This is a genomic window from Rhodococcus sp. OAS809 (genome assembly GCF_040546695.1).
Taxonomy (GTDB): Bacteria; Actinomycetota; Actinomycetes; order Mycobacteriales; family Mycobacteriaceae; genus Rhodococcus_F; species Rhodococcus_F qingshengii.
Window position 1 is genome coordinate 2,438,849 of record NZ_JBEPOI010000002.1, and the last position, 23,663, is coordinate 2,462,511.

A 23,663-nucleotide genomic window follows, 5' to 3' on the forward strand; every position below is an offset into this window, starting at 1 on the left:
TTTACAAGCCATGGCGTCAGGTGAGACTGCGCGCCCAGTCCCGCATCCCGGCGGGGCCAGTGCCGGTGGCGTATTCAGCGAACAGATTTCGCGCTTCGTCACGGCGGATGCCGCCGAGGACTTCACGCGGCTTACAGAAAAACGGAAGTTCCACAGGCGGCGCCCACAGCTGCACGAGTTCCGCCGCACCGTCGTTCGGGGATTCGAGAGCGAACCACACCCGGGTCACACCGAGCGTGATCGCGGCACCCATACACATGAGACATGGTTCGAGATTGACCGCCAATGTCAATTCACCGGACGCTCGAGTGAATCCGAGAGTCTCGTCGGCCTGCAAGAGCGCTTGAAGGTCCGCATGGACTACCCGTCGGCCGAGTGCCCGTTCTTGCGTATACGCCCGCCCGAGCACACGGTCGTCGTCGAACACGACTGCGCCGATCGGCATCTCCCCGAGCTCCATGCCCTCACGCGCTACGTCAAGAGCAACCGCAAGGGCATCTCGAGGTGAAAACATCACTCGACACTAATGGACCAAGGCAAACTCACGCTGCCAGTAGTGCGGGTAGTCCCCATTCCTTGGCAAGCAGCTCGTACGAGCGCAGACGATCCTCGTGCCGATGGGTCACCCCGGTGATTACCAATTCGTCCGCTCCGGTGAGCTTCTGCAAACTGTCGAGCCTGTCGGCGACGGTAGACGGTGAACCGACGAACTGCGTGATCAGCCGATCCTCCACCACTGCTGTGTCGGCGTCGGAAAGTGGGAGCGCTGTGGCCGGATCGGGGTACGGGATGGCGCCGTGTCCGCTGCGAATGCTGTGCGTCCAGTGCGCGAAGGTCGACGCCAACTCTCTCGCCGTCGCATCGTCTTCCGCAGCAACAACATCCGCGGACACGACGACATACGGCTCCGACAGGACGTCCGACGGACGGAATGCTGTGCGGTATGCCTCGACGGCATCGAGCGTACTCGACGGCGCCACATGGTAATTCGCACCGAACGGCAATCCGAGTCGTCCGGCGAGCTCGGCACTGGGGCCCGCGCTGCTTCCGAACACCCACAGTTCGACGTCGGCATTCTCGCCGGGACTGGCGTGCAATTCGATGCCGTCGCGGGTTCTGTAGGTACCGTTCAGGAGCGAGCGTATGTCGTCGACCTGCTGCTCGAAATCGGGCGCCTGCGCGCCCGGAAACGCCAATGCCTCGAACGACGCCTGCAATCTCGGTGACGTGAGAAGACCGGTTGGATCGAAGGGCGCCGGGATCACGACGCCGTCGCGTACGACGTTCTCTCGCTTCGATTCTGCCGGCGCAGGCGTTCCGGCAGCGACGGCGCGAAGTGCCTCCACCCGACGCTGTCCGCTGCGCCCGATGCCGAGATCGATACGACCCGGATACAACGCTTCGACGGTACCGAAGGCCTCGACCACCTGAGCCGCCGTGTTGTTGCCCAGCAGCACGGCGGCCGAGCCGACGCGAATGGTGTTGGTGGCGGCCGCGATCAGCCCGACAAGCACTGCTGGCGACGAAGAGGCAACACCGACGAAGTGGTGTTCGGCGACCCAGTAACGCTTGTATCCCCACACTTCGGCAGAACGAGCGAGGTCCAGCGAGTTCCGCAAAGCCTGGCGGGCCGTTCCGCCCTCACTGATCGGCGAGAGGTCGAGTACGGACAGCGGCGCGCTCACCTCGGTCCGCTTTCGGAGCGGGTGTCCGGTGTCTTCTCGCCGGCTTCCACCGCGAACGCCAGGCGGTTCTCGGCGGGGGCCACCGGGCACGTCGCGTAATCGGTGAACGCGCAGGGAAGATTCGACGCCCGATTGAAATCGAGGACTACCGCGCCACCGGGTTCAGGTGCGCTCACGTGCAGCGAGCGTGCGGCCGGGTAGGTGGACACACCACTGGTCGCGTCGGTGAACAGGATGTGAAAGCCGTTGTCCTTGCCCGCGAACGCAATCAGCGTATACGTTGCACCGTCGTGTTCGAAGCTGATGGTTCCTCGGGCGTCGTGATGATGCTCGAGGCGCTCGACGACCGCGCCCGTCGTCACCGTGCGAGCCTCCTCGAAAGCTGTGAAGACACCCTCGATGCGCCACTGCGGGTTCGGCTCGAAGGTCGGGATACCACTGAACTGCGCCAAAGCCGGGGCCGACGAATCGTGGATCCGCAGAGCCACCTCGCCGGTGCGGCGGATGACCTCGACCAACCGCGCGCCCTGCTTGACGATCAGTCCCGGCGCCCCCTCGATCGGATTCAGAGTGGCCGAACCGTCCACTGCGACGCCGTCGATCGACAAGTCGTCTGCGGGCGTCGCGGTGACGACAACGGCATTCGCGTCGGCGCGCCATGCACCAGGTAGGTCTGCGAAGGTGGAATCGGTGTCCACCAGCCAATGCAACGCAGTCAGGCTCAGCCAGCCGAGGGGTTCGCCGAAGGTGGCGTCGCGCGAGGCGTGCCAGGCATTCCAATCGCCGGTGAAGGTGCTGGTGGAAGTGTCGGTAACGGTCATGATGCGCGGACTCCTTCAGCCTGCTCGTGCGGGTGGCGCAGCCCGAGATGGCTGCGCAGGGTGGTTCCTGAGTACTCGGTCCGGAAACTGCCGCGGTCCTGAAGTTCCGGTACGACGGTGTCGATGAACTCGTCGAGGCCCGCGGGGGTGATGTGGGGAACGAGGATGAATCCGTCGCTCGCGTCGCCCTGGACGTAGCTGTCGATCTCGGCAGCGACTTCGGCGGCGCTACCCACGAACTGTTGGCGGGCAGTCACTTCGATGATGAGTTCACGGATGCTGAGGTTTTCGGCCTCGGCCTTGGCACGCCACTGATCTGCGACCGCTCGTGGATCCTTGACGTGGCGGACGCGTCCACGGGTGATGTTGACGTCGTCCGACGGATCTTCCTTCGGCAACGGGCCGTCGGCATCGTACTGCGAAAGGTCTCTGCCCCAGACCTGTTCGAGAAAAGCGATGGCAGTCTGGGGTCCGACCTGCTGCCGCCGGATGTGATATGCCTTCTCCTGTGCGTCCGCGGCGTTGTCACCGAGGACGAAGGTGGCGGCGGGGAGAATCTTGAGGTCTGCGTGCGTGCGTCCGTACTTGGCCAGGCGTCCCTTCACGTCGGCGTAGAAGGCCTTGCCTGCTTCGAGGGTTCCGTGTCCGGTGAAGATGGCGTCCGCCTTGGCGGCGCCGAACTCGCGTCCTTCGTCGGAATCACCTGCCTGCAACAGAACTGGGTGCCCTTGGGGACTCCGAGGAACTTCGAAGCGTCCGGTGATGTCGAACTGCTTACCGGCGTGGAGGAACTGACCGACCTGCTGGTCGGTGGCAAAAACGCCGCGCTCACGGTCAACGATCGGACGATCGATGCTCCAACTGTCCCACAGCGTCCGTACTGTGTCGACCAACTCGTTTGCGCGTGCGTACCGCTCGGAATGCTCCAGATACCCACCGCGGCGGAAGTTCTCACCGGTAAAGGCATCCGAAGAGGTGACCAGGTTCCACGCGGCGCGGCCGTCGGAGAGATGATCGAGCGTCGAGAACTGCTTGGCCAACTCGTACGGTTCGTTGAACGTGGTGTTGATCGTCCCGGCCAGGCCGAGATGCGTTGTCACACCGGCAACCGCGTTGAGAATACTGAACGTATCCGGGCGACCGACCACGTCGAGGTCGTGAATCTTGCCCTGATGCTCGCGCAGGCGCAAACCCTCTGCGAGGAAGAAGAAGTCGAACAATCCGCGTTCGGCACTGCGTGCGAGATGCTCGAACGAGCTGAACTCGATCTGACTCTTGGACGCCGGATCGGTCCACACCGTGGTGTTGTTCACGCCGGGGAAGTGAGCGCCCAGGTGAACTTGCTTGCGAATCCTGTTCTGTGTCATCGGTGTTCCTGTTCTCTGTTCGCGCTACGCGAACTGATTGACGGGCAACTCGAAACCCAACCGCTCGCGCAGAGTCGGGCCGGTAGTCGGTCGCGGATTGAGAGTTGGCACCACGTCCGCCGCGATCTTCTCCACTGCGGCAGCCAAAGCCAAGGGACGCAGGACAACACCGTTGACCCCGGCCAGCCCACCGATCTCGCGAAGGAGGACAGTCAGGCCGGCGCTGTCACCGCGATAGAACAGCGAGTGCGGGGCGTACGGCGCTCCCGCCCATTCCTCGAGTTCCGCCAGAGCGTCGTCGGCGGCTCCGCGATCAGCGCCGAGAAGCACGTCGACGTCGAGGAGAACCCTGACGCTGCGCCCGAGGGCAGCGGCGTTCGCGTGGACCAACTTGGCCGTGGCGTTGGCCTCGCCGAGGTCGGTTGCCGAGATCCGAATCAGATCTCCGCGCGCAACAGCGAGTTCGCGTGCCTCCGGCCTGCTCGCGTCGACGGCGATCAGCGGCTGCCCCTGCGGGGAGCGCGGCGTGATGGACGGCCCCTTGACGGAAAAGTTCTTTCCCTCGAAGTCGATGTAGTGCAGCTTGTCTCGATCGATGAATCGTCCGCTCGCAGCGTCCCGTATCTCGGCGTCGTCCTCCCAGCTGTCCCACAGCCGACTGACCACCTCGACAGCCTCGGACGCTTCCTCCCACGCAGACTCAGGACCCTGCACTGTCTTTCGGCCGAACAACGCCGCCTGCTCGGCGGTGTCGGACACCGCGACCTGCCAACCGGCCCGCCCAGCAGACGAGTAGTCGATACTCGCGACGGCCTTGGAAATGTGGAACGGCTCGGTGTGCGTGACTGTCGCGGTGGGGAACAGGCCGATACGCGAGGTCACAGCACTCAGCCGCGCCGCAGTTGCAACCGCCTCCAATCTGCCCCGCACTGCGTGCTGGCCCTCGGATTGCAGTCCGAACGAGTCGGGGAGGAACGCCAGATCCACCCCACCCCGATCCGCGGCGGTCACCAGGTCCACCCAGTACGAGGGCGTGAACAGATCTTCGGCGCGCGAATCCTCGCGTCGCCAGGAGTACGGATGAGCTCCGGTTCCCTCGAATTCGAGGCCGACCAGGAATGCTCCGGAACTACGCTCGGACATGTTCGGCCTTTCGTGTCGAATGATCCCGCCCGGGGATCGCGTCGAGAAGTGTGCGTGTGTACTCGTTTCGGGGATTGTCGAAAATCTCGGTGGTAGTGCCGATTTCGAGCAATCGCCCGGCCTGCATGACGCCGACGACGTCGCTGATCTGGCGAACAACCGCAAGATCGTGGGAGATGAAGAGATAGGTCAGGCCCAGTTCGCGCTGCAACTCGTCGAGTAGCGCCAGAATCTGCGCTTGCACCGAGACGTCGAGAGCGGACACAGGTTCGTCGAGAACGAGCAGGTCCGGCTTCAACGCGAGCGCACGAGCGATCGCCACCCGTTGACGCTGGCCGCCCGAGAGTTCGGCCGGTTTGCGGCTCAGAAACTGCTCGGGAAGTGCAACCTGATCGAGCAACTCTGCCGCACGAGTCTGCTGCTGGCTGCGTCCACCAACCTTGAAGGCCCGCAGCGGCTCCGCAACGATGTCCTGGACGGACAATTTCGGGTCTAGTGATGCATAGGGGTTCTGGTACACGAGCTGGATCTTTCGGCGCAGCTCGCGCAGATCGCTGCCCTTGACCTTCGTGATGTCGTGTCCGTCGAAGGAGATGGTGCCGGCATCCGCCTGCTCCAACCGCACGGCGATGCGCGCCGTGGTCGACTTGCCGGAGCCCGACTCCCCCACCAGCGACACCGTCTGACCCCTCGGAACAGTCAGCGACACTTCGTTCACCGCGGTGATCGAACTCCCGCGTCCGACGTTGAAGTGCTTGGTGATTCCCGTCAGGGTCAGCAGCGGGCTGGTGTCCTGGCGGACCGGGCGAACGACTGGTCCCGAGGACAGGCTCGGCGCAGAGCTCAGAAGTTTCTTCGTGTACTCGTCTCGCGGGTTGTCCAGAATATCTGCGGTGCGGCCGGATTCGACGATCCTGCCGCCCTGCATCACCAGGATCCGGTCCGCGCGGTCTGCGGCCACACCCAGGTCGTGCGTGATCAGGAGCACGGCGGCACCGGATTCGGCAATCCGCTCGTCGAGATGGTCGAGAATGCGCCGTTGAACCGTGACGTCCAGAGCACTGGTCGGCTCGTCGGCGATGACGAGGGCCGGGTTCGCGACAAGCGCGATACCGATCAGAACGCGTTGCCGCATACCGCCGGAGAGCTCGTGCGGGTACTGGCGTGCTCGGATTTCCGGCCGGTCGATACCCGCGCGCTCGAGCACCTCGACGGCGTCCAACCGGGCTTTGCGACGGTCTGCGAGGCCGTGGATCCGGAGGACTTCTGCAACCTGGTCGCCGATCCTCGTCACCGGGTTGAGCGAGGTCGTCGGATCCTGCGGCACCAAACCGATACGCGCGCCGCGGATTCGCTGCCACGCACGGTCGGAATACGAGTCGATCTGTTCACCCTCGAACTCGACGGTCCCGCCGGTGACGTGGCCACTGCCGGCGAGCAGACCCAATATCGCGTGGGCCGTGGTCGACTTACCGGAACCCGATTCCCCGACCACCGCAACTACTTCGCCCCGACCGACGGTGAAGCTCACGCCGGATACCGCGGGCTCGGCGCCGTAGGCGATCTGTAAGTCGGTGACGGAAAGCAACTGTTCCTCGGTCGTGCTCATCGCCGGTTGTTCCTTTCGATCTCGTGGCCGATACGGTGTGCCGAGATGACCACGGCGACAATCGCGAGACCGGGAAGTGTGGTCATCCACCAGGCATTGGCGAGGAAATTACGTCCCTCGGATACCAGCGATCCCCATTCCGGGGTAGGCGGAACGGCGCCGAATCCCAAGAAGCTCAGAGCCGACACCGCCAGTACTGCCTGCCCGAACTCGACAGCGGACAGCGCGACCACCGGCGCGTAGGAGTTGGGAAGCACGTGCCGACGCAGGACACCGAGCCACTGCACACCCGAACTGAACGCGGCCTCGACGTACTGAGCTCCGCGCACCCGCATCACTTCGGCACGCATCACTCGCGCGAAATTGGCGACCATACTGACGCCGACAGCAATGGCGACGTTGATGGTGCCGAAGCCGAGTGCGGTCACCAGTGCCAACGAGAGCAGCAGCGCCGGAATGGACAGCAGCACGTCGACGATGCGCATCAGCACGGCGTCGACGACGCCACCGACAAAGCCCGCGAGCAAACCGATTATCGATCCCGCCACCAATGCGATTCCGACCGCCACCAAGGTTGCGGTCAGGGACAGCGCGGCGCCGTGCACGAACCGTGTGTACAGGTCACGACCGAGATTGTCGGTTCCGAACCAGTGAGCCAGGCTCGGGCCCTGCAGTTTGTCCGCCGGGACACCGGACAACGGATCGCCGCTGGCAAAGAATCCGGGTGCGACGGCAAAGCCGATGGCAAGCAACACGATCAACACCGGAATCACCAAGCCTGGCTTTCGGATCCAGCCGATGGCCGTGGACTTTCGGCGCGAAACAACAGGTGCCTTCGCCTCGACGCTCGGATCGAGGAGTAGGGGTTCGATCAATGTGTCAGACATGAGCCGGCTCCAGATCGGTCGAGCTTTCGGTATTCGACTTTTCGGTGTGACTCTTCTTCGTCTGGATGATCCGTGGATCTATCAAGGGGTAGAAGAGGTCGACCGCGAGGTTGACGAGCACGAACACGAGAGAGGCGAACACAACGACTCCCTGCACCACCGGGATGTCCTGCGCCATCACCGACGTCTGTGTCAGACGGCCGACGCCCGCGCGGGAGAACACCGTTTCCACAACCACCGAGCCCGCCAGCAGCGTGCCGACCAGCACACCGGCAATGGTGAATGCCGGAATGCTCGCCAGTCGCAACGCGTGACGGGTCTGCACGCGCCAACGGCTTGCGCCCTTGGCGTACGCAGTCTCCACGTGCGGCGAACGTAGCGTCGACTGCAGGCTGGTCGTGAGCACCTGCGCGATCACCGCGCCGGTCGGGATCGCCAAGGTGATCGCCGGAAGAATCACCGTTGCGAATCCCTTGTCTCCGAATGCCGGGAAGATGTGCAGACGGAACGAGAAGAGTTGCAGAAGAATCAGGCCCACCCAGAAAGTGGGCACTGCCACACCCAGCGGCGGCAGCGAGAACAACAGATTCGCGAGCCACCGCTTGCGGGTGTAGGTAGCGAAGAACGCGATCGCCACTCCGAACAACACGGCCAGAACCAAAGCGGTGGTTGCCAAGACCAGAGTGCTCGGCAGCGCCGAGAAGATGGCATCCGTCACCGACTGACCGGTGGAGATGGACGTACCGAAATCGCCGCGAAGAGCATTCGTCAGCGACGTCCAGTACTGCACCCACACCGACTGGTCCAAGCCGTACCGTGCCCGAAGCTGATCGAGCGCAGCCTGATCCACTGCAACACCCTGACCGGACGAGTCGGCAGCCATGCTGACGGGATCACTCGGCAGGAGGAACAGAATCACGAACGAGATGGTGAAGGCGGCCCACAGGACCACTGCGGCCTGACCCAGTCGGGTGAGTACGTATCGAGTCATGATTACTTACCCGACAACCATGCGTCGTAGAACTGCAGGCGTGAGGAGGCTTCGAAGTTCAGGTCCTGCACACTCGACCCGGCGCCGATGGCCTGCGAGAGCTCGATGGTCGGGATGGAGAGTCCACGGTCGAGGATCAATTCCTGTGCAGTGGATACCAGTTCGCCGCGTTGGCCGTTGTCCGTGGCTGCAAGCTGGTCTGTGAGTACCTTGTCGAGCTCCGGATCTGCGCCGCGACGGTTCAGGTTGCGGCCTTCGGTGCTGAACGATGCCCGCAAGATGTCGGCGTCCGCGCGAGTGCTGTTGTAATACAGCGAATCGTAATCACCCGATACTCCCTTCTCGGTCCATTCACCGTTCGAGACCAAGTTGAGCTGCAGGTCGACGCCGACCTTCTTGAGCTGCTGCTGCACGAGCTCGAGGATGGCCTGGTTACCCGAGAACACCGGACTGAAGGTGACGCTGAAAGTGAGCTTCTGCCCGTCCTTCTCGCGGATACCGTCGCTGCCGGTCTTCCAACCAGCCGCGTCGAGGAGTTTCGCCGACTTGTCGGCGTCGTACGTCACGACACTGGATTCGTCGCTGTAGAGCGGAGTGGTGTGAGCCAGCGGGCTCGTGGCCGGGAAGAACGACGGATCCAGAACGGTGTCGACGAGTTCTTGGCGGTTGATCGCGGGAATGATGGCCTGACGAACAGCCTGATCAGCGAGAACGCCGCGACTGACGTTGGGCTGGAAGAAGAAGCTCACACCCGGGTTCGGCCTTGTGAGGATTCGTCCACCCGCGCCCTCGATTTGCGGCGCATCCTGCGGAAGCGCATCGCTGACCGCATCGAGCTGGCCGGAGGCCACGCTGCCCGCCCGCACACCGGATTCGGGAACCACCGTGAAGTCGACGCCATCGAGGTACGCCTCGCCCTGATGCGCGACCGCATCCGAGGCCCAGTTGTATCCCGCACGCTTGGCGATCTTGACGCTCTTGTCCTGCTGCCAGTCGGTGTACACGAACGGTCCGGAGGCGATCACCGCTGCACCGGGGCAGCGCTGCTCGGATGCCAGCGCGGTGGTGGAATCGGCGAGGATTCCGAGCTGTGGCGTCGAAGTTGCTTGCAGGAACTGAACATTGGGTCCGGAGAAATTGATCTTCGCCGTGTGAGCATCTACGACGTCGGTACCGGTGTACGAGGACAGGTAACTCTTCGCCAACGACGCGTTCGGTCCCAGGTTCTTGACCGAGTCGAAGGTCTTCTTCACCGAATCCGCCGTCACCGGTGTGCCGTCACTGAAGGTGGCGTCGTCGCGAAGGACGAACGTGAAGCTAGCGGCGTCGGGGCTGATCTCCCAGCTCTTGGCGAGCCACGGGGTGATCTCTCCGGTGTCGGGATTTTGATCGGTAAGCGAATCCACCACTGTCCGAGTGACATACACGGTCTGGTTACTGCCGGCCTGGGCCGGATCGGCGCACGTCGGCGCCTGTGACAGACCGTAGCGAAGGGTTCCGCCGGACTGGGCGGGGCCTGCGTCGGCAGCACTGTCACTCCCGCTGCTGCAGCCGGCGAGGACGGTGCCGAGAACCGAGACAGCACCGATACCGGCGATTACGGTCGCGCGTTTGCGGGCACCGAATGAGGGCGAAGACACCAAGAACTCCTAAAGAGGCATGCCGAAGAGCGCACCCGTCGCCTGAGACGAGAAAGGCGATCGAGCACGAATCACTTGTGAGAGAAGAGAAAACAGACTTGTCGACGACTCGCCTGAGTGTGAATGACTGACCGAGGTCAGTTGGTACAGAAAGATCCCGCGGTGCGGCACAGGTCTACGTGACGACGCGACCAGGCGGTATCGAAACCGCCTTCGACTGCCTTCATTTCGTGTTCCTCCATCGGTCCTGGCGGTAGCACCCGCACCCGATCACTCGGGGGGTTGCTGCGACTTCAATGAGCCAGGTCTCTCGGTCGCTCTGGATGGTCGTTCGCAAGTGTACGAGGTCAAACCCGGGTGTTGTCAACCCGGTCGGTAGGAATTGCTGCTCGAGTCACATTTTCGAGGACCCGAAGCTGCTTTTCGAACGGGTGGATGCCCACCTCTTCGGGCGAGAGTGAAGCGTCGTAAAGCGGTGTGTATCCACTGGACAGATACAGCGCGACGGCCTCGGGTTGCCGAGGGCCCGTCGTGAGAAACACCCGGTTGTATCCACGAAGTTCGATCTCTCGTTCCAACTCGCGAACGACGGCCTTGCCGAGGCCGCGCTTCCGATGGTCGACCGATGTCCAGATTCTCTTCAGTTCGGCAGTGGTGGAATCGAATTGACGAAACGCACCGCCGGCGATCGGCAGACCGTCGTGGGTGAGCACCAGAAGCGCACCCTGCGGGTAGGCAAATTCTTCTGCCGGATACGTCGTGAGATCCTCGAGCATCGCTTCGTGAGTACCGCCGTAACGCGAACTGTATTCGAGTGCCAACTCCGCGATCAGTGGAGCTGCCAAGGGATCGTCCTGCGATACCGAATAGACCTCTACCGCTCCGACACCCTCGAGCTGTCGAGTTCCGAGCTCCAGTGCCACAACACTTTCCTCCATGAATCTGGTCAACGCTCCCCCAGCCTGAAAACTTCCGGAGCGAGGGTGGTTCCGTCGACGAGGTCCGCCACAAGTTCTCCCAAGGCCGGACCGAACTTGAACCCATGCCCCGAGAACCCCGCCGCCACTGTGACGGCGCCGACTCGGTCGATGACGAAGTTACTGTCCGGCGTGCTCGTGTACAGGCACGTGATCGACTCGACACGGGTGGAATCGACGCCGGGCAACCACGACTCGGCGTACTGGGCCAATCGCTGCTCTCCGTCGACATCAGGGGTGTAGTCACGGGTCTGCGGAGTCACCACCGGCCCGGTCGCGTGTTCGCCGATCTTGATCCCGTCCTCGGAACCGAGCCCGTAGATCCCCGCGGTCTCCAATTCTGCGCCGGTGTGGTGGACGAAACTCGGCCACTCGACTCCGGGATCGAGCGGTGCGAAGTGTGCCGGTTGTTCCTGTGTCGTGCGCAGCGTCGGCAGTACGATCTCGGAGCCGAGACCGCTGTCTGCGATCAGATCTGCAGTCCACGCACCGGCCGCGATCACGACCTGACGAGCTGCGAGCGTTCCACTGTCCGTCACCACGTCCACGCCGTAGGACGCTCGCGCGAGTGCCAACACCCGAACATCGTGACGGACCTCGGCACCGGCAAATACCGCTCCTGCCTTCAGAGCGGTCACGGCGCGGTCCGCGTGCAACCGGCCTGCGTCGGGGTGATGGAGCACCGTGGTGTCGAATCGCAGCCCCGGCCAACGGGCGGACGCCTCGGCAGGGGTGAGGATCTCACCCTTGATGCCCGCCTCGAGAAGTATCTTCGCCTTGGACTGCACGGCCTGCGGCAGGCCGTGATCAACGGCACCGGTGAGTTCCAGGAACCCGATGTCCGTCGTGGTCTCCAACTCCCGCCACAGCGGCAGCGCGTCGGCCGCCAAACCTGTGTACAGGTGATTGTCGTACGCCTGCCGATAGATACGCGAAGTACCGTGCGACGCACCGTGCTTGTGCCCCGGCCCGAACTGTTCCAGCTGAACGACGCTACGTCCGCGTGCCGCGAGCCGCCAGGCGGCGGAGGACCCGACGAGTCCTCCGCCGATGACGATCACATCGAAAATCTCACTCATGGACGAGAGCTCACTTGGTCTTCGGAAGGCCGGGCGGGTTGATCAGGGACGTGTCGACGGCTTCGCTGGTGATGTTCCAGCGCTCGAGGATCTGCTGGTACGTGCCGTTCTCGATCGTGTGGTTGATCGCGTCGTTGATCGCCTTGATCAGGCCGTTGTCCTTCTTCACCAGCACCGCGATCTGCCCCTGCAGGGTGTCGCCGGCCCCGGAGAACTCACCGACAACCTCGGTCTCCCCCGACTGCTTGGCGTGGAACTGCGACGACGGGTTCGGGCCGAAGTAGGCGTCGATCCGGCCGGACTGCAGCGGGAGGTAGTAGTCGGTGGTGTTCTGGTAGTAAGAGATGTCGGTAGGCGCCAGGCCGGCCGCGACGTTCTGCTCACTCCACTTGACCAGCAGCGCTTCCTGATTGGTGCCCGAGGAGACGGCGATCTTCTTGCCCGCGACGTCCTTGGGTTCCTTGATGGAGATTCCGGCACCCTTCTTGGCTTCGAAGGCGAGGGTGTCGAGACGGTAGGTCGCGAAGTCGTACTTCTCCTTACGCTCCTCTGTGACAGTCACATTGGAGAGGAAGGCGTCGGCCTCACCGGAGTCGATCCGGACGAAGTTCTGTGCCCAATCTGCTGTCTGCAGGTCGACCTTCAAGCCGAGAACGTCACCGATCAGATAGGCGAAGTCGGTCTCGGAACCGATGAGGGTGGTGTCGTCGTCGGCGTAGAAACGGAGCGGCGGAGCGGAACCGGCACTACCGGTGACGCGCAGCGTGCCACGATCGCGGATGTCCTGAGGTAGCTCGGCGGCGATGGAATCCACCTTGTCGGTGGTGATGCGGTTCTGATCGGCCGTGAGGTTGTAACCCGCAGCAGCGGTGACCTGGGCGCCGTCGGACTCGGCGTCCGCGCTGCTGCATGCAGCGCTGAGCAATCCGACGGTGGCAAGCGCCGAGATCAGAAAAGTCGCGCGACGGGATGTGGAGAACATCAATTTTTCCTTCCGGGAATGAGTCTGGGTCGCGTCAGAGGACGCGGGAGAGAAAGGCTTTGGTCCGTTCGTGGACCGGATTGTCGATCACCTGCGAAGGCGGGCCCTGTTCGACGATGACGCCGCCGTCCATGAAGACCGCAGTGTCCGCCACTTCCCGAGCGAATCCGACCTCGTGTGTGACGATCACCAAGGTGGCGCCGTCACGGGCCAACTGAGCCAGGACTTCGAGAACCTCGCCCACCAGTTCCGGGTCGAGCGCCGACGTCGGCTCGTCGAAGAGAATGACCGCCGGCCGCAGTGCCAGCGCTCGCGCTATCGCGACGCGCTGTTGCTGGCCACCGGAGAGTTGGCGGGGATACTCGTCCGCCTTGTCCCCCACTCCCACTCGCTCGAGCAGTGCGCGGGCCTCGCGGTACACCTCGTCACGATCACGCTTCTGGGCCGAGAGCGGCGCTTCCACCACGTTTTCCAACGCGGTCAGGTGCGGAAACAGGTTGAAGTTCTGGAACACGAAACCGATGTGCGAACGCTGTTTCAGGATCTCGCGGTCACGCAGTTCGTGGAGTCGATTTCCCTTGCGCCGGTATCCGATCAGCTCTCCGTCGATCCGTACGGTCCCGCGGTCGACCTTCTCGAGGTGATTGAGGGTGCGCAGCAAGGTGGACTTACCGGAACCCGACGGACCGAGAATGACGGTCACTTCGCCCTTGCGGACCAGGAGATCAACGCCGGCAAGTACTTCCAGCGTGCCGAAGGACTTGTGAATTCCGCGTGCTTCGACGGCGTACACCGTATCTTCGGCCAGTTCTGCGGTCATCGGGTCGCACCTCTCGGAATATCGAGACGCGCATCGCGAATCTCTTCGAACTTCTTGCGCGCCTTCTGTACCGGAGTCAACGGAAGAGCACGGGCGGATCCTCGTGCATAGTGGCGCTCCACGTAGTACTGACCGATCGAGAGCAATGTCGTGAGGATGATGTACCAGATCGTGGCGACCATCAGCAGGGGCACGACTCGTCCGTTGCGGCCGAAGATGACCTGCACCTGGTAGAACAGTTCGGCGATTGCCATGGTGGAGACGATCGACGTTCCCTTGAAGAGTCCGATGACCTCGTTGGCGGCGTTGGGGAGGATCGCCCGCATTGCCTGCGGGAGAACGATCTTGAAGAACTGGCGACTGCGCGGAATGCCGAGCGAGTGAGCAGCTTCGATCTGACCGTGATCCACCGAGATGATTCCGGAGCGAATGATCTCGGCCGAGTATGCAGCCTGGTGCAGCGCCAAACCGATGACTGCTGCGGTGAATCCGCCGATCACACCGCTGACCTGGAAGGTGAAGAACTCAGGCCCGAAAGGTATTCCGAGAGAAAGTGTCTGGTACAGGTAAGTGATGTTGAACCAGAAGAGCAGCTGCACGATGAGTGGAATCGAGCGGAAGGCCCAGATGTAGGTCCAGGCGATCACCTGCAGGACCGGATTCTTCGACAACCGACCGAGCGCCAGGAAGACACCGAGACCGAAACCGAGGATCGTCCCCCACAAGGTCAGTTTGATCGTCATCCACAACGCGGCGAGCACTGATTTCGCGGTGAAGTACTGCGCGAACGTCGGCCAGTCCCAGCCGGGGTTGACGACGAGTCCGTGGATGAACTGAGCAAGCAGGACCAGCACGACCGCACTGATCACCCAGCGCAGCGGGTGCCAGGTGCGAGCGACGACAAGCTCCGAGTCGGGTAGTTGCGACTCGGACACCGACTTTTCGGGGCGGACATCGGTGGGCGCGCTCACGGCGCGCTACCTGACGGAGTGGACATCACGAATAGACCTTTCGGGGAAATGGGAACGCAGCTGTGTCCTCGAGTTGGTGCGCTCGAGTTGCGAAGACGACGAGAGTTCGGTCAGCGACAGTGACACGAAGCGGTGCGGCACAGATCGATGTGACGTCGCTTGTGCGCAGCGTGCGAAGTGGTACCCATGTGATGCCTTCCATCGGTCCTGGCGGTAGCACCCGCTCCCGATCACTCGGGGGGTTGCTGCGACGTCGACGAGCCAGGTCTCTCGGTCGCTCTGGATGGTGAGCAAAGACTAGACGCGAAATGTCGAGTCGTCAAATGTTGTATTTCCCTGCACTGCAAGGGAAATGAAGGGTCCACGATGTTGAAATCGCATTGATTCCAACGGTGTCCGCAGCCGCGTTCGGCGTGTTCAATGGAGCGTTCGAATGAAGACCGGGACCGCCGTCCGGACTGACTTTTCCTCTGCCGTACCGTCTGCGGAGTGAGTGGACTCGACGCTTTCTTCATCTTGTTGGCCGGTATCGGCGCGGGCGCGATCAACGCCGTGGTCGGCAGTGGAACGCTGATCACGTTCCCGACGCTGGTCGCCTTCGGCATGCCGCCCGTGACCGCAACCATGTCCAACGCGGTCGGGCTCGTCGCCGGCGGAGTTTCGGGTACCTGGGGCTACCGACGTGAGCTGTCCGGACAGTGGGATCGACTGAAGTGGCAGATTCCGGCGTCACTCGCCGGGGCACTACTCGGTTCGTGGTTGCTCATGCATCTACCCGAGAAACTGTTCGAGACCATCGTTCCGGTGCTGCTGGTCCTCGCTCTCGCGCTCGTCCTCCTCCAACCACGCATCCAGGCGTGGGCCAAGAAGCGTTCCACCGAAGAAACGACGCTGTCCACCAAGAGGCTGATGCTCCTGACCGCCGGCACTTTTGCAGTCGGCATCTACGGCGGGTACTTCACTGCCGCGCAGGGCATCCTTCTCATCGGTGTGATGGGTGCCATCCTCCCGGAAACCCTCCAGCGCATGAACGGCGCGAAGAACCTGCTGTCGCTGCTCGTCAACATCGTTGCAGCAGGGATGTACATCACTCTGGCATTCGATCAGATCAATTGGGCAGCAGCCGGTTTGATCGCCGTCGGCTCACTCGGTGGTGGCGTTCTCGGTGCCCGCTACGGACGGCGCCTGTCCCCCACTGCACTGCGCTACACGATTGTCGTCGTCGGCCTGATCGGACTGTGGCGCCTTCTCGCTTGACCGCCCACATCGGGCGCCACCCGCACATACTGGAGTAATGACCAGTACAGAAGATCAGACCGGTTGGACCTACCTCATGGACATGGACGGGGTTCTCGTCCACGAGGAGCACTTGATACCTGGAGCGGACACGTTCCTGGCAGAGCTGGCGTCGAACGACATCCCGTACATGGTGCTCACCAACAACTCCATCCGCACCCCGCGTGACCTGCGAGCACGCCTGCTCAATTCGGGACTCGACATCCCGGAGAAGTCGATCTGGACGTCAGCGCTCGCAACCGCGACGTTCCTGGCCAACCAGCGGCCAGGCGGCAGCGCCTACGTGGTCGGCGAATCGGGCCTGACCACTGCCCTGCACGACATCGGTTACGTGCTGACGGACAGCGACCCCGACTACGTCGTCCTCGGCGAGACGCGAACGTACTCCTTCGAGGCAATCACCACCGCCATTCGCCTGGTCGAGCGTGGATCGCGGTTCATCGCCACCAACCCGGACGCCACTGGACCGTCGCGAGACGGCTCGCTGCCGGCCACCGGCTCGGTCGCGGCACTCATCACCAAAGCGACCGGACGCGATCCCTACTACGTCGGCAAGCCCAACGCCTTGATGATGCGCTCAGCCCTGCGGTCCATCGGCGCTCATTCCGCCAATACGTTGATGATCGGCGATCGCATGGATACCGACATCGTCTGTGGCCTCGAAGCCGGACTGCAGACGATTCTGGTGATGACCGGGATCTCGACCCGCGCGTCGGTAGAGCTCTATCCCTACCGCCCGACCATCGTCCTCGAGTCGGTCGCCGATCTTGTGGGAACAACTACCGATCCATTCCGTAGCAACACAAACAATTGATTCAAATTGCAAAACAAAACCGAAACTCGGTAATTAACTGGTAAAAAACAGCAGATTTGCCAGGTTCCGACTCGTCCGCTTTGTCCAACTGAACAAACCAACGGTTTTATTCGCACCAAACTTACAAACGAGTAGTTAGACGCAGGTCAAAGATCATTTCGACACCGAGTGACAGTTGGACTCCAGTCGTAAAATTGATTTTTCGAAAAGTGGTAACGAATCGTTTGCCGTGTCTGATACTCATGTCTGAATGGCCCCATTTCGGGCCCCAGACATGAAATGAGATTTTCATGAAGAAGCAGACCAAGGGTGCGATCGCTGCTGCGGCGGCCGGTGCCCTCCTCCTCGGCGGTGCCGGCTCGCTCGCAGTCTGGAGCGATTCGGCCGACGTCAGTGGCGGCGGGCCCGTCACGTCCGGCGCCCTCGACCTGAGCTCTTGCGCACCGGTCGGTGGCGGGTGGAACTCCCTCAACCCGACGAAGACCGCGATCACCAACATCTCGGCTTACCGAATAGTCACCACCGAGAGCATCGAATACACCTGCGACGTCACTGTGACCGCAGTGGGCGATCGTCTCGCGGCTGTTCTGACAGCTGATACGGCCGGAATCGTTCCGGGTGCGAACAGCGCCGAACTTGCCGCTGCTGTCGTGCCCGTGACGACAATCAAGGACACTGGTGGCAACCCGATTTCGCAGATCACCAAAGCCCAGAACGGAACGATCGTCCACGTCGGAGTCCGGCTGAACTTCAACGAAGTGGCCAACCAGGTCGCGCAGAACCAGTCGCTGAACTTGTCGGCGATGAAGTTGGTCGTCACTCAGACAGCACTGACACCGGCCCCGTAATTTCATGAGGAAAAAGGTCTGGGGAGCGATCGCAGTCGCGGTGGCTGCTGTAGCGGTGTTCGCATCGTCGCAGCAGTCGCTCGCGCTGTGGTCCGATTCGGCGAGCGCGAATGGCGGTACGGCGACAGCCGCCAGCGTCAACCTCACGGTTGGTACATCTGCCGGAACCAGTGCGGCGTACACCCTGGCGAACTTGACGACGGCCGCGACGCCCGTTGTCCCGGGAAACACGGTGCAAGCACCGCTCACCGTCAAGAATTCGGGGACTGATCCTCTGCAATGGCGAATGCAGTCGACGACCGCATTTACGGGATTCACGTTGACCACTTACGGAGTCGCCAACGAAGGCGCCTGCCCTGCCGGCGTCAACACCGCGGCTCCGGCAGTGACCCCACTGACGTCCGGATCGATGGATGCATCGCTGCAGTACCCGGTTTCACCGGCGTACATGCCGAGTCCACTGGTCTCAGGCGGTAAGTACATTCTGTGCGTGCGACTCACGGTAGGCGTCGGGGCGGTCTCAGGTGCAACAAGCACCACGACCTTGACCTTCCAGGCAGGTCCGGTATGACAAAACACTCCACGAAGCGCACCGATCGCACCGGCCCACTCTGGTGGATCACCTCTATCGTCAGTTGGACACTGCTGCTGGCAATTTCGGCAGTCATCGTCGCAACCATTGTCGTTCCCTTCTTTGCCGGAGCGCAGCGCTTCACGATTCTGACCGGTTCGATGCGCCCGACGTACAACCCTGGATCACTGGTAGTCGTCAAACCTGTCGATCCGTCCGAACTGGGGATCGGTACACCTATTACGTACCAGCTGGAATCGGGTCAGCCGACCGTCGTCACGCACCGGATCATCGCCACAAGTGAAAACCAGAAGGGTGAAAGAACTTTCATCACCCAGGGTGACGCAAACGGTGAGCCTGACGAGAAAGAAGTACGGCCAGTACAGATCCGGGGAAAGGTCTGGTACAGCCTGCCTTATCTCGGTTACGTGAACACCTGGCTGACGGGAGAGCAGCGCACCGTGATCGTGGTGATAGTCGTGACCGCTCTACTGCTGTACGCGTCGTACATGATGATCAGCGGCATCCGTGACGGCCGGAAGGAGCGAGCTCGAGCCCGATTGGCTCCTGACCCTGCAACTTTCGCGCCCGCAGACTCCGCCCAGATCGAGAAAGGCCAGCACGATGCCCTCGCGCCCTGACCGTCCGGCCCACCGGATTCGTCACCTGTTGACCAGCACGCGTTTTCGCGCGCTGCTCGCACTGGGGATGGTGCTTGGCGTCGGCGGTGTGACCACGCTCGCGGCCTGGACGTCTTCCGCCACGGCAACCTCGGGCAACATCACGACGGGTTCCATCAATCTGCAGTTGAACAGCATTGCCCAGCCCATTCTGACCAGGTCTCTGAATTTCAGTGAGCTTGGCAAGTCCGGAATGATTCCCGGCGATTCGAATACCGCTCTGATCAAGGTCAACAACCTGGGCACAGGGACAACTGTCCCGCTGAAGTACACGATCACGTCTACGAGTAGTGGTGCGTTGACGACCTCTCTACGAATGACGGTTTCCTCCAACGGAACTGTTGCCAACAAGTGCACTGACGGCGCCAACGTTGTGTCCTCGCTCGCGCTGACACTCACCGCGAATCAAGCCATCGGTAGCCCCGACCGCCCACTGGCGGTCGGGGCTACCGAGAATTTATGTGTCTCGGTGCAGCTTCCGACAACACCGACACCGCCGACGAACAGCACGTCGAACATCGTCCTGACCTTCGCGGCAAAGGTGTGATGGCAATGGCCCGACACACGAAAAAACATGCAAAGGCCTCGATGCCGAACCGGGTACGGGAAGTCCTACTCAGTCTGGGAGCCCTCGCAGGCTTGGTATCCATCATCATTTTCATCGCCGGTCTGGCTTTCGGTATCACCCCGCTGATCTTTCGGAGTGGATCGATGTCACCCACGATCGATACCGGTGCTCTCGCATTCGCGCGCACCGTGCCTGCTTCGGAAGTGCTGGTCGGTGACATCGTCAGCGTCTCCGACAGCCAAGGCACGCGCATCACCCATCGTGTGGAATCAATAGATCAGCAGGGCAACAACCTTGCCGTCGCACAACTGCGTGGTGATGCAAATCCGATCGCCGATCCCGATCCCTACGTCATCACCGAAGCCGATCGCGTCTTCTTCAGCATCAACCGCCTCGGCTACGTGGCAGTCTGGCTGTCCGGACCGAGTGGGCTTGTGCTTGGTGCGATTGCCGTCGGAGGACTGCTGTACATCGCATTTCGCCCACGAAAAAGACCGGATGAAGGGGAACCCAGCCTGGATCGTCAGGACGCGCACGGCGATTCCCACGCCTTCAAGGCAATCGTCGCATTGGCAACGGTCGGCCTCACTGTTGTCGGTGCGTCCCAGATCGGTGGCACCAAGGCGGGGTACACCGACGAAGCCACGGCAACAAGCATTCAGTTCGGCACTGCTGCAACCTTTCCCACGTCTCCAAGCACAGCCAGTTGCGCAGTGAATTTTGCGGTCGTTGTTCCGGTCGCAGTAACGATCACCTGGCCCGCGACTGTCGGAAGCTCATACCGTCTCATTGCCCGCGATAGCAACGGATCCTTGTTGGGATCGAATGACTACACCGCAACGTCTACTACAGGCTCCATGAGATACGGCTCGGGCGGTACAACAGTCGCGTTCCCGCTCATCGTCGGCACCTACAACATCGAAATCCATGGACTGAGCGGCACGTCGGTCACGCCGTCGTACTCCGGCTACCAATTCAGCATTCTCGTCGGCCTGCTCTACTCGTGTGGCGGTCCGATCAGCGGGACATCTGCTCTCAGTCGATCGGCAGCGCCGGCACTGGCGGCAGACGCTCCGAGCACTCCTACCACGGCCGTCACTTCCACGGCCGTCACTTCCACGGCCGTCACTTCCACGACCGCCTCATCCACCACGCCCACCACGACATTGGCGCCGGCTGTGACAACCACCAGCACAACTGCACCGTCGACAACCACCAGCACAACTGCACCGTCGACAACCACCTCGTCACCGGCTACAACTACGGCGCCCCAGACGACGACCGCTACAACGACAACGACAACGGTGCCACCAGCCACGACCACTCCGAGCGAGGCCCCCGTCGGCACCCCGGTGACCACTACCGGTCACAGTGCACAGAAGCTCTCGACTTCCACTGGAACCGTTGTGTCCGTGTCGAATTCATCAGGTACTGAAGTCTATCGAGGTACCGTCGACAGCGACGCTGTCCTGCATTGGCTCACCGGTACCGATCAGCTATACGTAATCACCCCTTCCGGAGTCGCCGTCATCGACACGTCAACGGGAGTCTGGGCCGAATCTCCTACCCCGAGCGAACTGCCGGACGAGATCAAGGCGCTGGTGCCGTGATGAGAAAGACAACGAAAGCTGCCATGGCAGTTGCCGCGGCCGGAGCCGTATTGCTCGGCGGTTCGGGCACATTGGCGAAGTGGACCGACAGTGCGACCCTGACAAGCGCCGCTGTCCAGTCCGGGACCCTGGATCTGGGAGCGTGCGTGACCACGAGCGGCGGGGGCTGGTATTCGCAGGTCTACGTCAACGCGCCCACCAATCCGAATCCACTCGTATATATCCCGGACATCACTACCTACCGGCTCAAGCCCGGATTCAACTACACGTATTTCTGCGATTCGAAGGTGATGGCCACCGGCCCACGTCTGAAAGCGAACGTGACAGTCGACAAGACCAAGTTGAGCGGCGGGCTCGCAGCCGCCAACATCGACCTTCGCACGTACGTCACGGATCAGAGCAACAATCTGCTGTACGACAGCACAGCACCGACGCCGAACCTCATCGCGGTCACGTCGGCGCTGAACAACACCAATCTGACGGCGCAGGTGTTGTTCACGATCTACCCCACCGACACGACAAGCTCAGGTCTCACACTGAATACGACGGCGTTGACGATCGACGTCAAACAACTGGGTCTCACGCCCGCACCGTAGAACGCCTTGCCGTCGGAAGTTCGAGGCAAGGCGCTCCAGCGATTCAGCCGAGTGCTCGCTTCAGATCAGCCAACAGATCAGCCGTGTCTTCGAGCCCGACGGACAGACGGACAACGCCGTCTGTAAGACCCACTGCTGCACGGCCTTCCGGACCCATGGCCCGGTGCGTTGTCGTGGCGGGGTGAGTGATCAACGACTTGGAATCTCCCAAGTTGTTGGAGATGTCGATGACGCGCAGGCCGTTGAGAACCTCGAACGCCCGCTTCTTGCCCTCTCCGTCAGGCGCATCGAGCTCGAACGTGACAACCGTTCCGCCACCGCTCATCTGAGACTTCGCGAGCTCGTGCTGCGGATGCGACGTCAGGTACGGATACTTGACCCACTTGACGCCGGAGTGTCCTTCGAGGAATTCGGCGATCTCGAGTGCCGAAGCCACGGAGTGCCGAATACGGACCGGCATCGTCTCCAGGCCCTTGAGCAGAGTCCACGCATTGAATGGACTGAGCGCAGGACCGGTGTGCCGCATCAGTTCTCGAACGGGACCGCTGATGTATTCTTCGGTACCGAGGATCGCGCCACCGAGCACGCGGCCCTGACCGTCGATGTGCTTGGTGCCGGAGTACACCACGACGTCGGCACCCAGATCGAGGCTGCGCTGCAGAAGCGGCGTCGCGAAGACGTTGTCCAGCACTACCTTTGCGCCGGCAGCATGAGCAAGCTCCGACACCCTCCGAACGTCGACGAGGGACTGCATCGGGTTGGACGGCGTCTCGAAGAACACGGCGGTGGTTGGCACCGAGAGCGCCTCTTCCCACTGCGCATTGTCTTCACCGTCGACGAAGACGACCTCGACTCCCCAGCGCGGAAGAATCTCGTTGCACACGACGAAGCAGGATCCGAAGAGGCTGCGCGCGGCAACCAATCGGTCGCCGTTGGCCAACAGTGCGCCCAACGCCGTGAAGACTGCCGACATTCCGCTGGCCGTCGCAAAGCACGCTTCTGCACCTTCGATGAGACGCAGACGCTCTTCGAACATCTTGACGGTCGGGTTGCCGTAGCGGGAGTAGACAAAATGATCCACCTCGCCGGTGAAGGCTTGTTCGGCGGCTTCTGCACTCTCGTAGACGAATCCGGAGTTGAGGAACAGCGCTTCGGAAGTCTCCTCGAACCCGGTACGCATCAGTCCGCCGCGAACACCGAGAGTGCCGAGACCGACGTCGTCCGGCAGCGCCCGTTGAAATGCGCCACCCTGGGGAATTCCGCTCACTGCTGCCTCCACGGCAAGCCGATGGCCCGCCAACCTACAAGTCCGCGATGTCCGTCGGCACCCAATGCGCCTTCGAACCCGTCGAGCACGTTGTACGACGGGCCGATGCCCGCCGCAGTCGCAGCTTCCGCCGCACCGATGGAACGCTGTCCGGATCGACACAGGAAAATCACCGGACGCTCCGACCCGGAGGAATCAGCAGTGATGCCGGCTTCCTTCAACTGGTCGACGAAGTTGTCATTGCGCGCGCCGGTCGGGTGGCTCACCCATTCGATCAGTGCGGCCTGCTTGCCGAGGGAGGACACATCGGGGACGCCGACGTACTTCCACTCCGCATCGGTCCGCACGTCGACCAGCACGGCGTCGGGGTTTTCGCGGAGCAGCTCCCAGGCTTGCTCCGGCGTCAGATCGCCTGCGTAACTCACGTAGTCCATGTTTTCA

At 62.2% G+C, this 23,663-nt stretch carries 26 protein-coding genes and 2 riboswitches; of the genes, 8 read left to right on the forward strand and 18 right to left on the reverse strand.

Annotated elements, in window-relative coordinates; genetic code table 11:
* Positions 1–16: 16 nt before the first annotated feature.
* The 16 genes from ABIE52_RS14355 to ABIE52_RS14430 form a co-directional block, all read right to left on the reverse strand.
* Complete coding sequence (locus tag ABIE52_RS14355; RefSeq protein WP_192712080.1) at positions 17–514, reverse strand: nucleoside deaminase; 498 nt, start codon at positions 512–514, stop codon at positions 17–19.
* A 28-nt stretch (positions 515–542) separates the two neighbouring features.
* Positions 543–1,685: an LLM class flavin-dependent oxidoreductase gene (locus ABIE52_RS14360; RefSeq protein ID WP_162114464.1), complete on the reverse strand. Its 1,143-nt coding sequence runs from the start codon at positions 1,683–1,685 to the stop codon at positions 543–545.
* Positions 1,682–2,506 (reverse strand): DUF1684 domain-containing protein, encoded by an 825-nt coding sequence (locus tag ABIE52_RS14365; protein ID WP_162114465.1) that lies wholly within the window; start codon positions 2,504–2,506, stop codon positions 1,682–1,684. Before ABIE52_RS14365 ends, ABIE52_RS14360 begins: the two co-directional genes overlap by 4 nt.
* Positions 2,503–3,873 carry an NtaA/DmoA family FMN-dependent monooxygenase gene (locus ABIE52_RS14370; RefSeq protein WP_192712079.1) on the reverse strand — a complete coding sequence of 457 codons (1,371 nt, stop codon included), beginning with the start codon at positions 3,871–3,873 and terminating at the stop codon, positions 2,503–2,505. Before ABIE52_RS14370 ends, ABIE52_RS14365 begins: the two co-directional genes overlap by 4 nt.
* A 24-nt stretch (positions 3,874–3,897) precedes the next feature.
* The gene (locus tag ABIE52_RS14375) at positions 3,898–5,016 is read right to left on the reverse strand and encodes an LLM class flavin-dependent oxidoreductase (protein WP_192712078.1); all 1,119 of its coding nucleotides are present in this window, start codon (positions 5,014–5,016) and stop codon (positions 3,898–3,900) included.
* Positions 5,003–6,625 carry a dipeptide ABC transporter ATP-binding protein gene (locus ABIE52_RS14380; RefSeq protein ID WP_007726839.1) on the reverse strand — a complete coding sequence of 541 codons (1,623 nt, stop codon included), beginning with the start codon at positions 6,623–6,625 and terminating at the stop codon, positions 5,003–5,005. The genes ABIE52_RS14375 and ABIE52_RS14380 overlap by 14 nt, the downstream gene beginning before the upstream one ends.
* Positions 6,622–7,512 (reverse strand): ABC transporter permease, encoded by an 891-nt coding sequence (locus ABIE52_RS14385; RefSeq protein ID WP_007726838.1) that lies wholly within the window; start codon positions 7,510–7,512, stop codon positions 6,622–6,624. Before ABIE52_RS14385 ends, ABIE52_RS14380 begins: the two co-directional genes overlap by 4 nt.
* Positions 7,505–8,503: an ABC transporter permease gene (locus ABIE52_RS14390; protein WP_003944382.1), complete on the reverse strand. Its 999-nt coding sequence runs from the start codon at positions 8,501–8,503 to the stop codon at positions 7,505–7,507. Before ABIE52_RS14390 ends, ABIE52_RS14385 begins: the two co-directional genes overlap by 8 nt.
* Before the next feature lie 2 nt (positions 8,504–8,505).
* Positions 8,506–10,143: an ABC transporter substrate-binding protein gene (locus ABIE52_RS14395; RefSeq protein WP_003944291.1), complete on the reverse strand. Its 1,638-nt coding sequence runs from the start codon at positions 10,141–10,143 to the stop codon at positions 8,506–8,508.
* Positions 10,144–10,280: 137 nt separating this feature from the next.
* Positions 10,281–10,385 (reverse strand): putative leader peptide, encoded by a 105-nt coding sequence (locus tag ABIE52_RS14400; RefSeq protein WP_019749498.1) that lies wholly within the window; start codon positions 10,383–10,385, stop codon positions 10,281–10,283.
* Positions 10,379–10,473, reverse strand: a riboswitch (SAM riboswitch). It overlaps the preceding gene by 7 nt.
* 17 nt (positions 10,474–10,490) lie before the next feature.
* Positions 10,491–11,081: a GNAT family N-acetyltransferase gene (locus ABIE52_RS14405; protein ID WP_039972708.1), complete on the reverse strand. Its 591-nt coding sequence runs from the start codon at positions 11,079–11,081 to the stop codon at positions 10,491–10,493.
* Positions 11,082–11,089: 8 nt separating this feature from the next.
* Positions 11,090–12,199 carry an FAD-dependent oxidoreductase gene (locus ABIE52_RS14410; protein ID WP_125050451.1) on the reverse strand — a complete coding sequence of 370 codons (1,110 nt, stop codon included), beginning with the start codon at positions 12,197–12,199 and terminating at the stop codon, positions 11,090–11,092.
* Between the two features lie 10 nt (positions 12,200–12,209).
* Complete coding sequence (locus ABIE52_RS14415; protein WP_007726832.1) at positions 12,210–13,181, reverse strand: ABC transporter substrate-binding protein; 972 nt, start codon at positions 13,179–13,181, stop codon at positions 12,210–12,212.
* Between the two features lie 34 nt (positions 13,182–13,215).
* A complete protein-coding gene (locus tag ABIE52_RS14420; RefSeq protein WP_192712077.1) occupies positions 13,216–14,001 on the reverse strand; it encodes an amino acid ABC transporter ATP-binding protein in 786 nt (261 codons plus the stop codon).
* The gene (locus ABIE52_RS14425; protein ID WP_003944440.1) at positions 13,998–14,972 is read right to left on the reverse strand and encodes an amino acid ABC transporter permease; all 975 of its coding nucleotides are present in this window, start codon (positions 14,970–14,972) and stop codon (positions 13,998–14,000) included. Before ABIE52_RS14425 ends, ABIE52_RS14420 begins: the two co-directional genes overlap by 4 nt.
* A 110-nt stretch (positions 14,973–15,082) precedes the next feature.
* Positions 15,083–15,160 carry a putative leader peptide gene (locus tag ABIE52_RS14430; RefSeq protein ID WP_350318888.1) on the reverse strand — a complete coding sequence of 26 codons (78 nt, stop codon included), beginning with the start codon at positions 15,158–15,160 and terminating at the stop codon, positions 15,083–15,085.
* 7 nt (positions 15,161–15,167) lie between these two features.
* Positions 15,168–15,262: riboswitch (SAM riboswitch) on the reverse strand.
* A gap of 199 nt (positions 15,263–15,461) precedes the next feature.
* Between ABIE52_RS14430 and ABIE52_RS14435 the strand changes: the two genes are divergently transcribed.
* The 8 genes from ABIE52_RS14435 (at position 15,462) to ABIE52_RS14470 (ending at position 21,955) form a co-directional block, all read left to right on the forward strand.
* Positions 15,462–16,229, forward strand: a complete 768-nt coding sequence (locus tag ABIE52_RS14435; protein ID WP_003944404.1) for a sulfite exporter TauE/SafE family protein — start codon at positions 15,462–15,464, stop codon at positions 16,227–16,229.
* A 37-nt stretch (positions 16,230–16,266) separates the two neighbouring features.
* Positions 16,267–17,082, forward strand: a complete 816-nt coding sequence (locus ABIE52_RS14440) for an HAD-IIA family hydrolase (RefSeq protein WP_003944345.1) — start codon at positions 16,267–16,269, stop codon at positions 17,080–17,082.
* A 290-nt stretch (positions 17,083–17,372) separates the two neighbouring features.
* Positions 17,373–17,930, forward strand: coding sequence for an alternate-type signal peptide domain-containing protein (locus tag ABIE52_RS14445; protein WP_047269467.1), 558 nt, complete (start codon positions 17,373–17,375; stop codon positions 17,928–17,930).
* A gap of 4 nt (positions 17,931–17,934) precedes the next feature.
* On the forward strand, positions 17,935–18,501 hold the full coding sequence (locus ABIE52_RS14450; protein ID WP_192712076.1) for a hypothetical protein: 567 nt from the start codon (positions 17,935–17,937) through the stop codon (positions 18,499–18,501).
* Positions 18,498–19,142 (forward strand): signal peptidase I, encoded by a 645-nt coding sequence (locus tag ABIE52_RS14455; protein WP_063314823.1) that lies wholly within the window; start codon positions 18,498–18,500, stop codon positions 19,140–19,142. Before ABIE52_RS14450 ends, ABIE52_RS14455 begins: the two co-directional genes overlap by 4 nt.
* On the forward strand, positions 19,126–19,728 hold the full coding sequence (locus tag ABIE52_RS14460; protein ID WP_052959797.1) for a SipW-dependent-type signal peptide-containing protein: 603 nt from the start codon (positions 19,126–19,128) through the stop codon (positions 19,726–19,728). The genes ABIE52_RS14455 and ABIE52_RS14460 overlap by 17 nt, the downstream gene beginning before the upstream one ends.
* Before the next feature lie 5 nt (positions 19,729–19,733).
* Entirely contained in the window at positions 19,734–21,359 is a 1,626-nt protein-coding gene (locus ABIE52_RS14465) for a signal peptidase I (protein WP_192712075.1), read from the forward strand.
* Positions 21,359–21,955, forward strand: a complete 597-nt coding sequence (locus ABIE52_RS14470; protein WP_047269470.1) for an alternate-type signal peptide domain-containing protein — start codon at positions 21,359–21,361, stop codon at positions 21,953–21,955. The genes ABIE52_RS14465 and ABIE52_RS14470 overlap by 1 nt, the downstream gene beginning before the upstream one ends.
* Before the next feature lie 43 nt (positions 21,956–21,998).
* Here the strand turns inward: ABIE52_RS14470 and ABIE52_RS14475 are convergent, their stop codons facing one another.
* Both ABIE52_RS14475 and ABIE52_RS14480 read right to left on the reverse strand, forming a co-directional pair.
* Positions 21,999–23,222 (reverse strand): O-succinylhomoserine sulfhydrylase, encoded by a 1,224-nt coding sequence (locus ABIE52_RS14475; RefSeq protein ID WP_172403504.1) that lies wholly within the window; start codon positions 23,220–23,222, stop codon positions 21,999–22,001.
* Positions 23,219–23,647: a rhodanese-like domain-containing protein gene (locus ABIE52_RS14480; protein ID WP_007726822.1), complete on the reverse strand. Its 429-nt coding sequence runs from the start codon at positions 23,645–23,647 to the stop codon at positions 23,219–23,221. The genes ABIE52_RS14475 and ABIE52_RS14480 overlap by 4 nt, the downstream gene beginning before the upstream one ends.
* Positions 23,648–23,663: the final 16 nt, after the last annotated feature.

Excerpts from the sequence above, each read along its gene's own strand:
- ABIE52_RS14355 (WP_192712080.1), bottom strand. The coding sequence starts at position 514 with ATGTTTTCACCTCGAGATGCCCTTGCGGTTGCTCTTGACGTAGCGCGT.
- ABIE52_RS14365 (WP_162114465.1), bottom strand. The coding sequence starts at position 2,506 with ATGACCGTTACCGACACTTCCACCAGCACCTTCACCGGCGATTGGAAT.
- ABIE52_RS14370 (WP_192712079.1), bottom strand. The coding sequence starts at position 3,873 with ATGACACAGAACAGGATTCGCAAGCAAGTTCACCTGGGCGCTCACTTC.
- ABIE52_RS14375 (WP_192712078.1), bottom strand. The coding sequence starts at position 5,016 with ATGTCCGAGCGTAGTTCCGGAGCATTCCTGGTCGGCCTCGAATTCGAG.
- ABIE52_RS14380 (WP_007726839.1), bottom strand. The coding sequence starts at position 6,625 with ATGAGCACGACCGAGGAACAGTTGCTTTCCGTCACCGACTTACAGATC.
- ABIE52_RS14385 (WP_007726838.1), bottom strand. The coding sequence starts at position 7,512 with ATGTCTGACACATTGATCGAACCCCTACTCCTCGATCCGAGCGTCGAG.
- ABIE52_RS14390 (WP_003944382.1), bottom strand. The coding sequence starts at position 8,503 with ATGACTCGATACGTACTCACCCGACTGGGTCAGGCCGCAGTGGTCCTG.
- ABIE52_RS14400 (WP_019749498.1), bottom strand. The coding sequence starts at position 10,385 with ATGGAGGAACACGAAATGAAGGCAGTCGAAGGCGGTTTCGATACCGCC.
- ABIE52_RS14405 (WP_039972708.1), bottom strand. The coding sequence starts at position 11,081 with ATGGAGGAAAGTGTTGTGGCACTGGAGCTCGGAACTCGACAGCTCGAG.
- ABIE52_RS14410 (WP_125050451.1), bottom strand. The coding sequence starts at position 12,199 with ATGAGTGAGATTTTCGATGTGATCGTCATCGGCGGAGGACTCGTCGGG.
- ABIE52_RS14415 (WP_007726832.1), bottom strand. The coding sequence starts at position 13,181 with ATGTTCTCCACATCCCGTCGCGCGACTTTTCTGATCTCGGCGCTTGCC.
- ABIE52_RS14420 (WP_192712077.1), bottom strand. The coding sequence starts at position 14,001 with ATGACCGCAGAACTGGCCGAAGATACGGTGTACGCCGTCGAAGCACGC.
- ABIE52_RS14430 (WP_350318888.1), bottom strand. The coding sequence starts at position 15,160 with ATGGGTACCACTTCGCACGCTGCGCACAAGCGACGTCACATCGATCTG.
- ABIE52_RS14440 (WP_003944345.1), top strand. The coding sequence starts at position 16,267 with ATGACCAGTACAGAAGATCAGACCGGTTGGACCTACCTCATGGACATG.
- ABIE52_RS14445 (WP_047269467.1), top strand. The coding sequence starts at position 17,373 with ATGAAGAAGCAGACCAAGGGTGCGATCGCTGCTGCGGCGGCCGGTGCC.
- ABIE52_RS14450 (WP_192712076.1), top strand. The coding sequence starts at position 17,935 with ATGAGGAAAAAGGTCTGGGGAGCGATCGCAGTCGCGGTGGCTGCTGTA.
- ABIE52_RS14455 (WP_063314823.1), top strand. The coding sequence starts at position 18,498 with ATGACAAAACACTCCACGAAGCGCACCGATCGCACCGGCCCACTCTGG.
- ABIE52_RS14460 (WP_052959797.1), top strand. The coding sequence starts at position 19,126 with ATGCCCTCGCGCCCTGACCGTCCGGCCCACCGGATTCGTCACCTGTTG.
- ABIE52_RS14465 (WP_192712075.1), top strand. The coding sequence starts at position 19,734 with ATGGCCCGACACACGAAAAAACATGCAAAGGCCTCGATGCCGAACCGG.
- ABIE52_RS14470 (WP_047269470.1), top strand. The coding sequence starts at position 21,359 with ATGAGAAAGACAACGAAAGCTGCCATGGCAGTTGCCGCGGCCGGAGCC.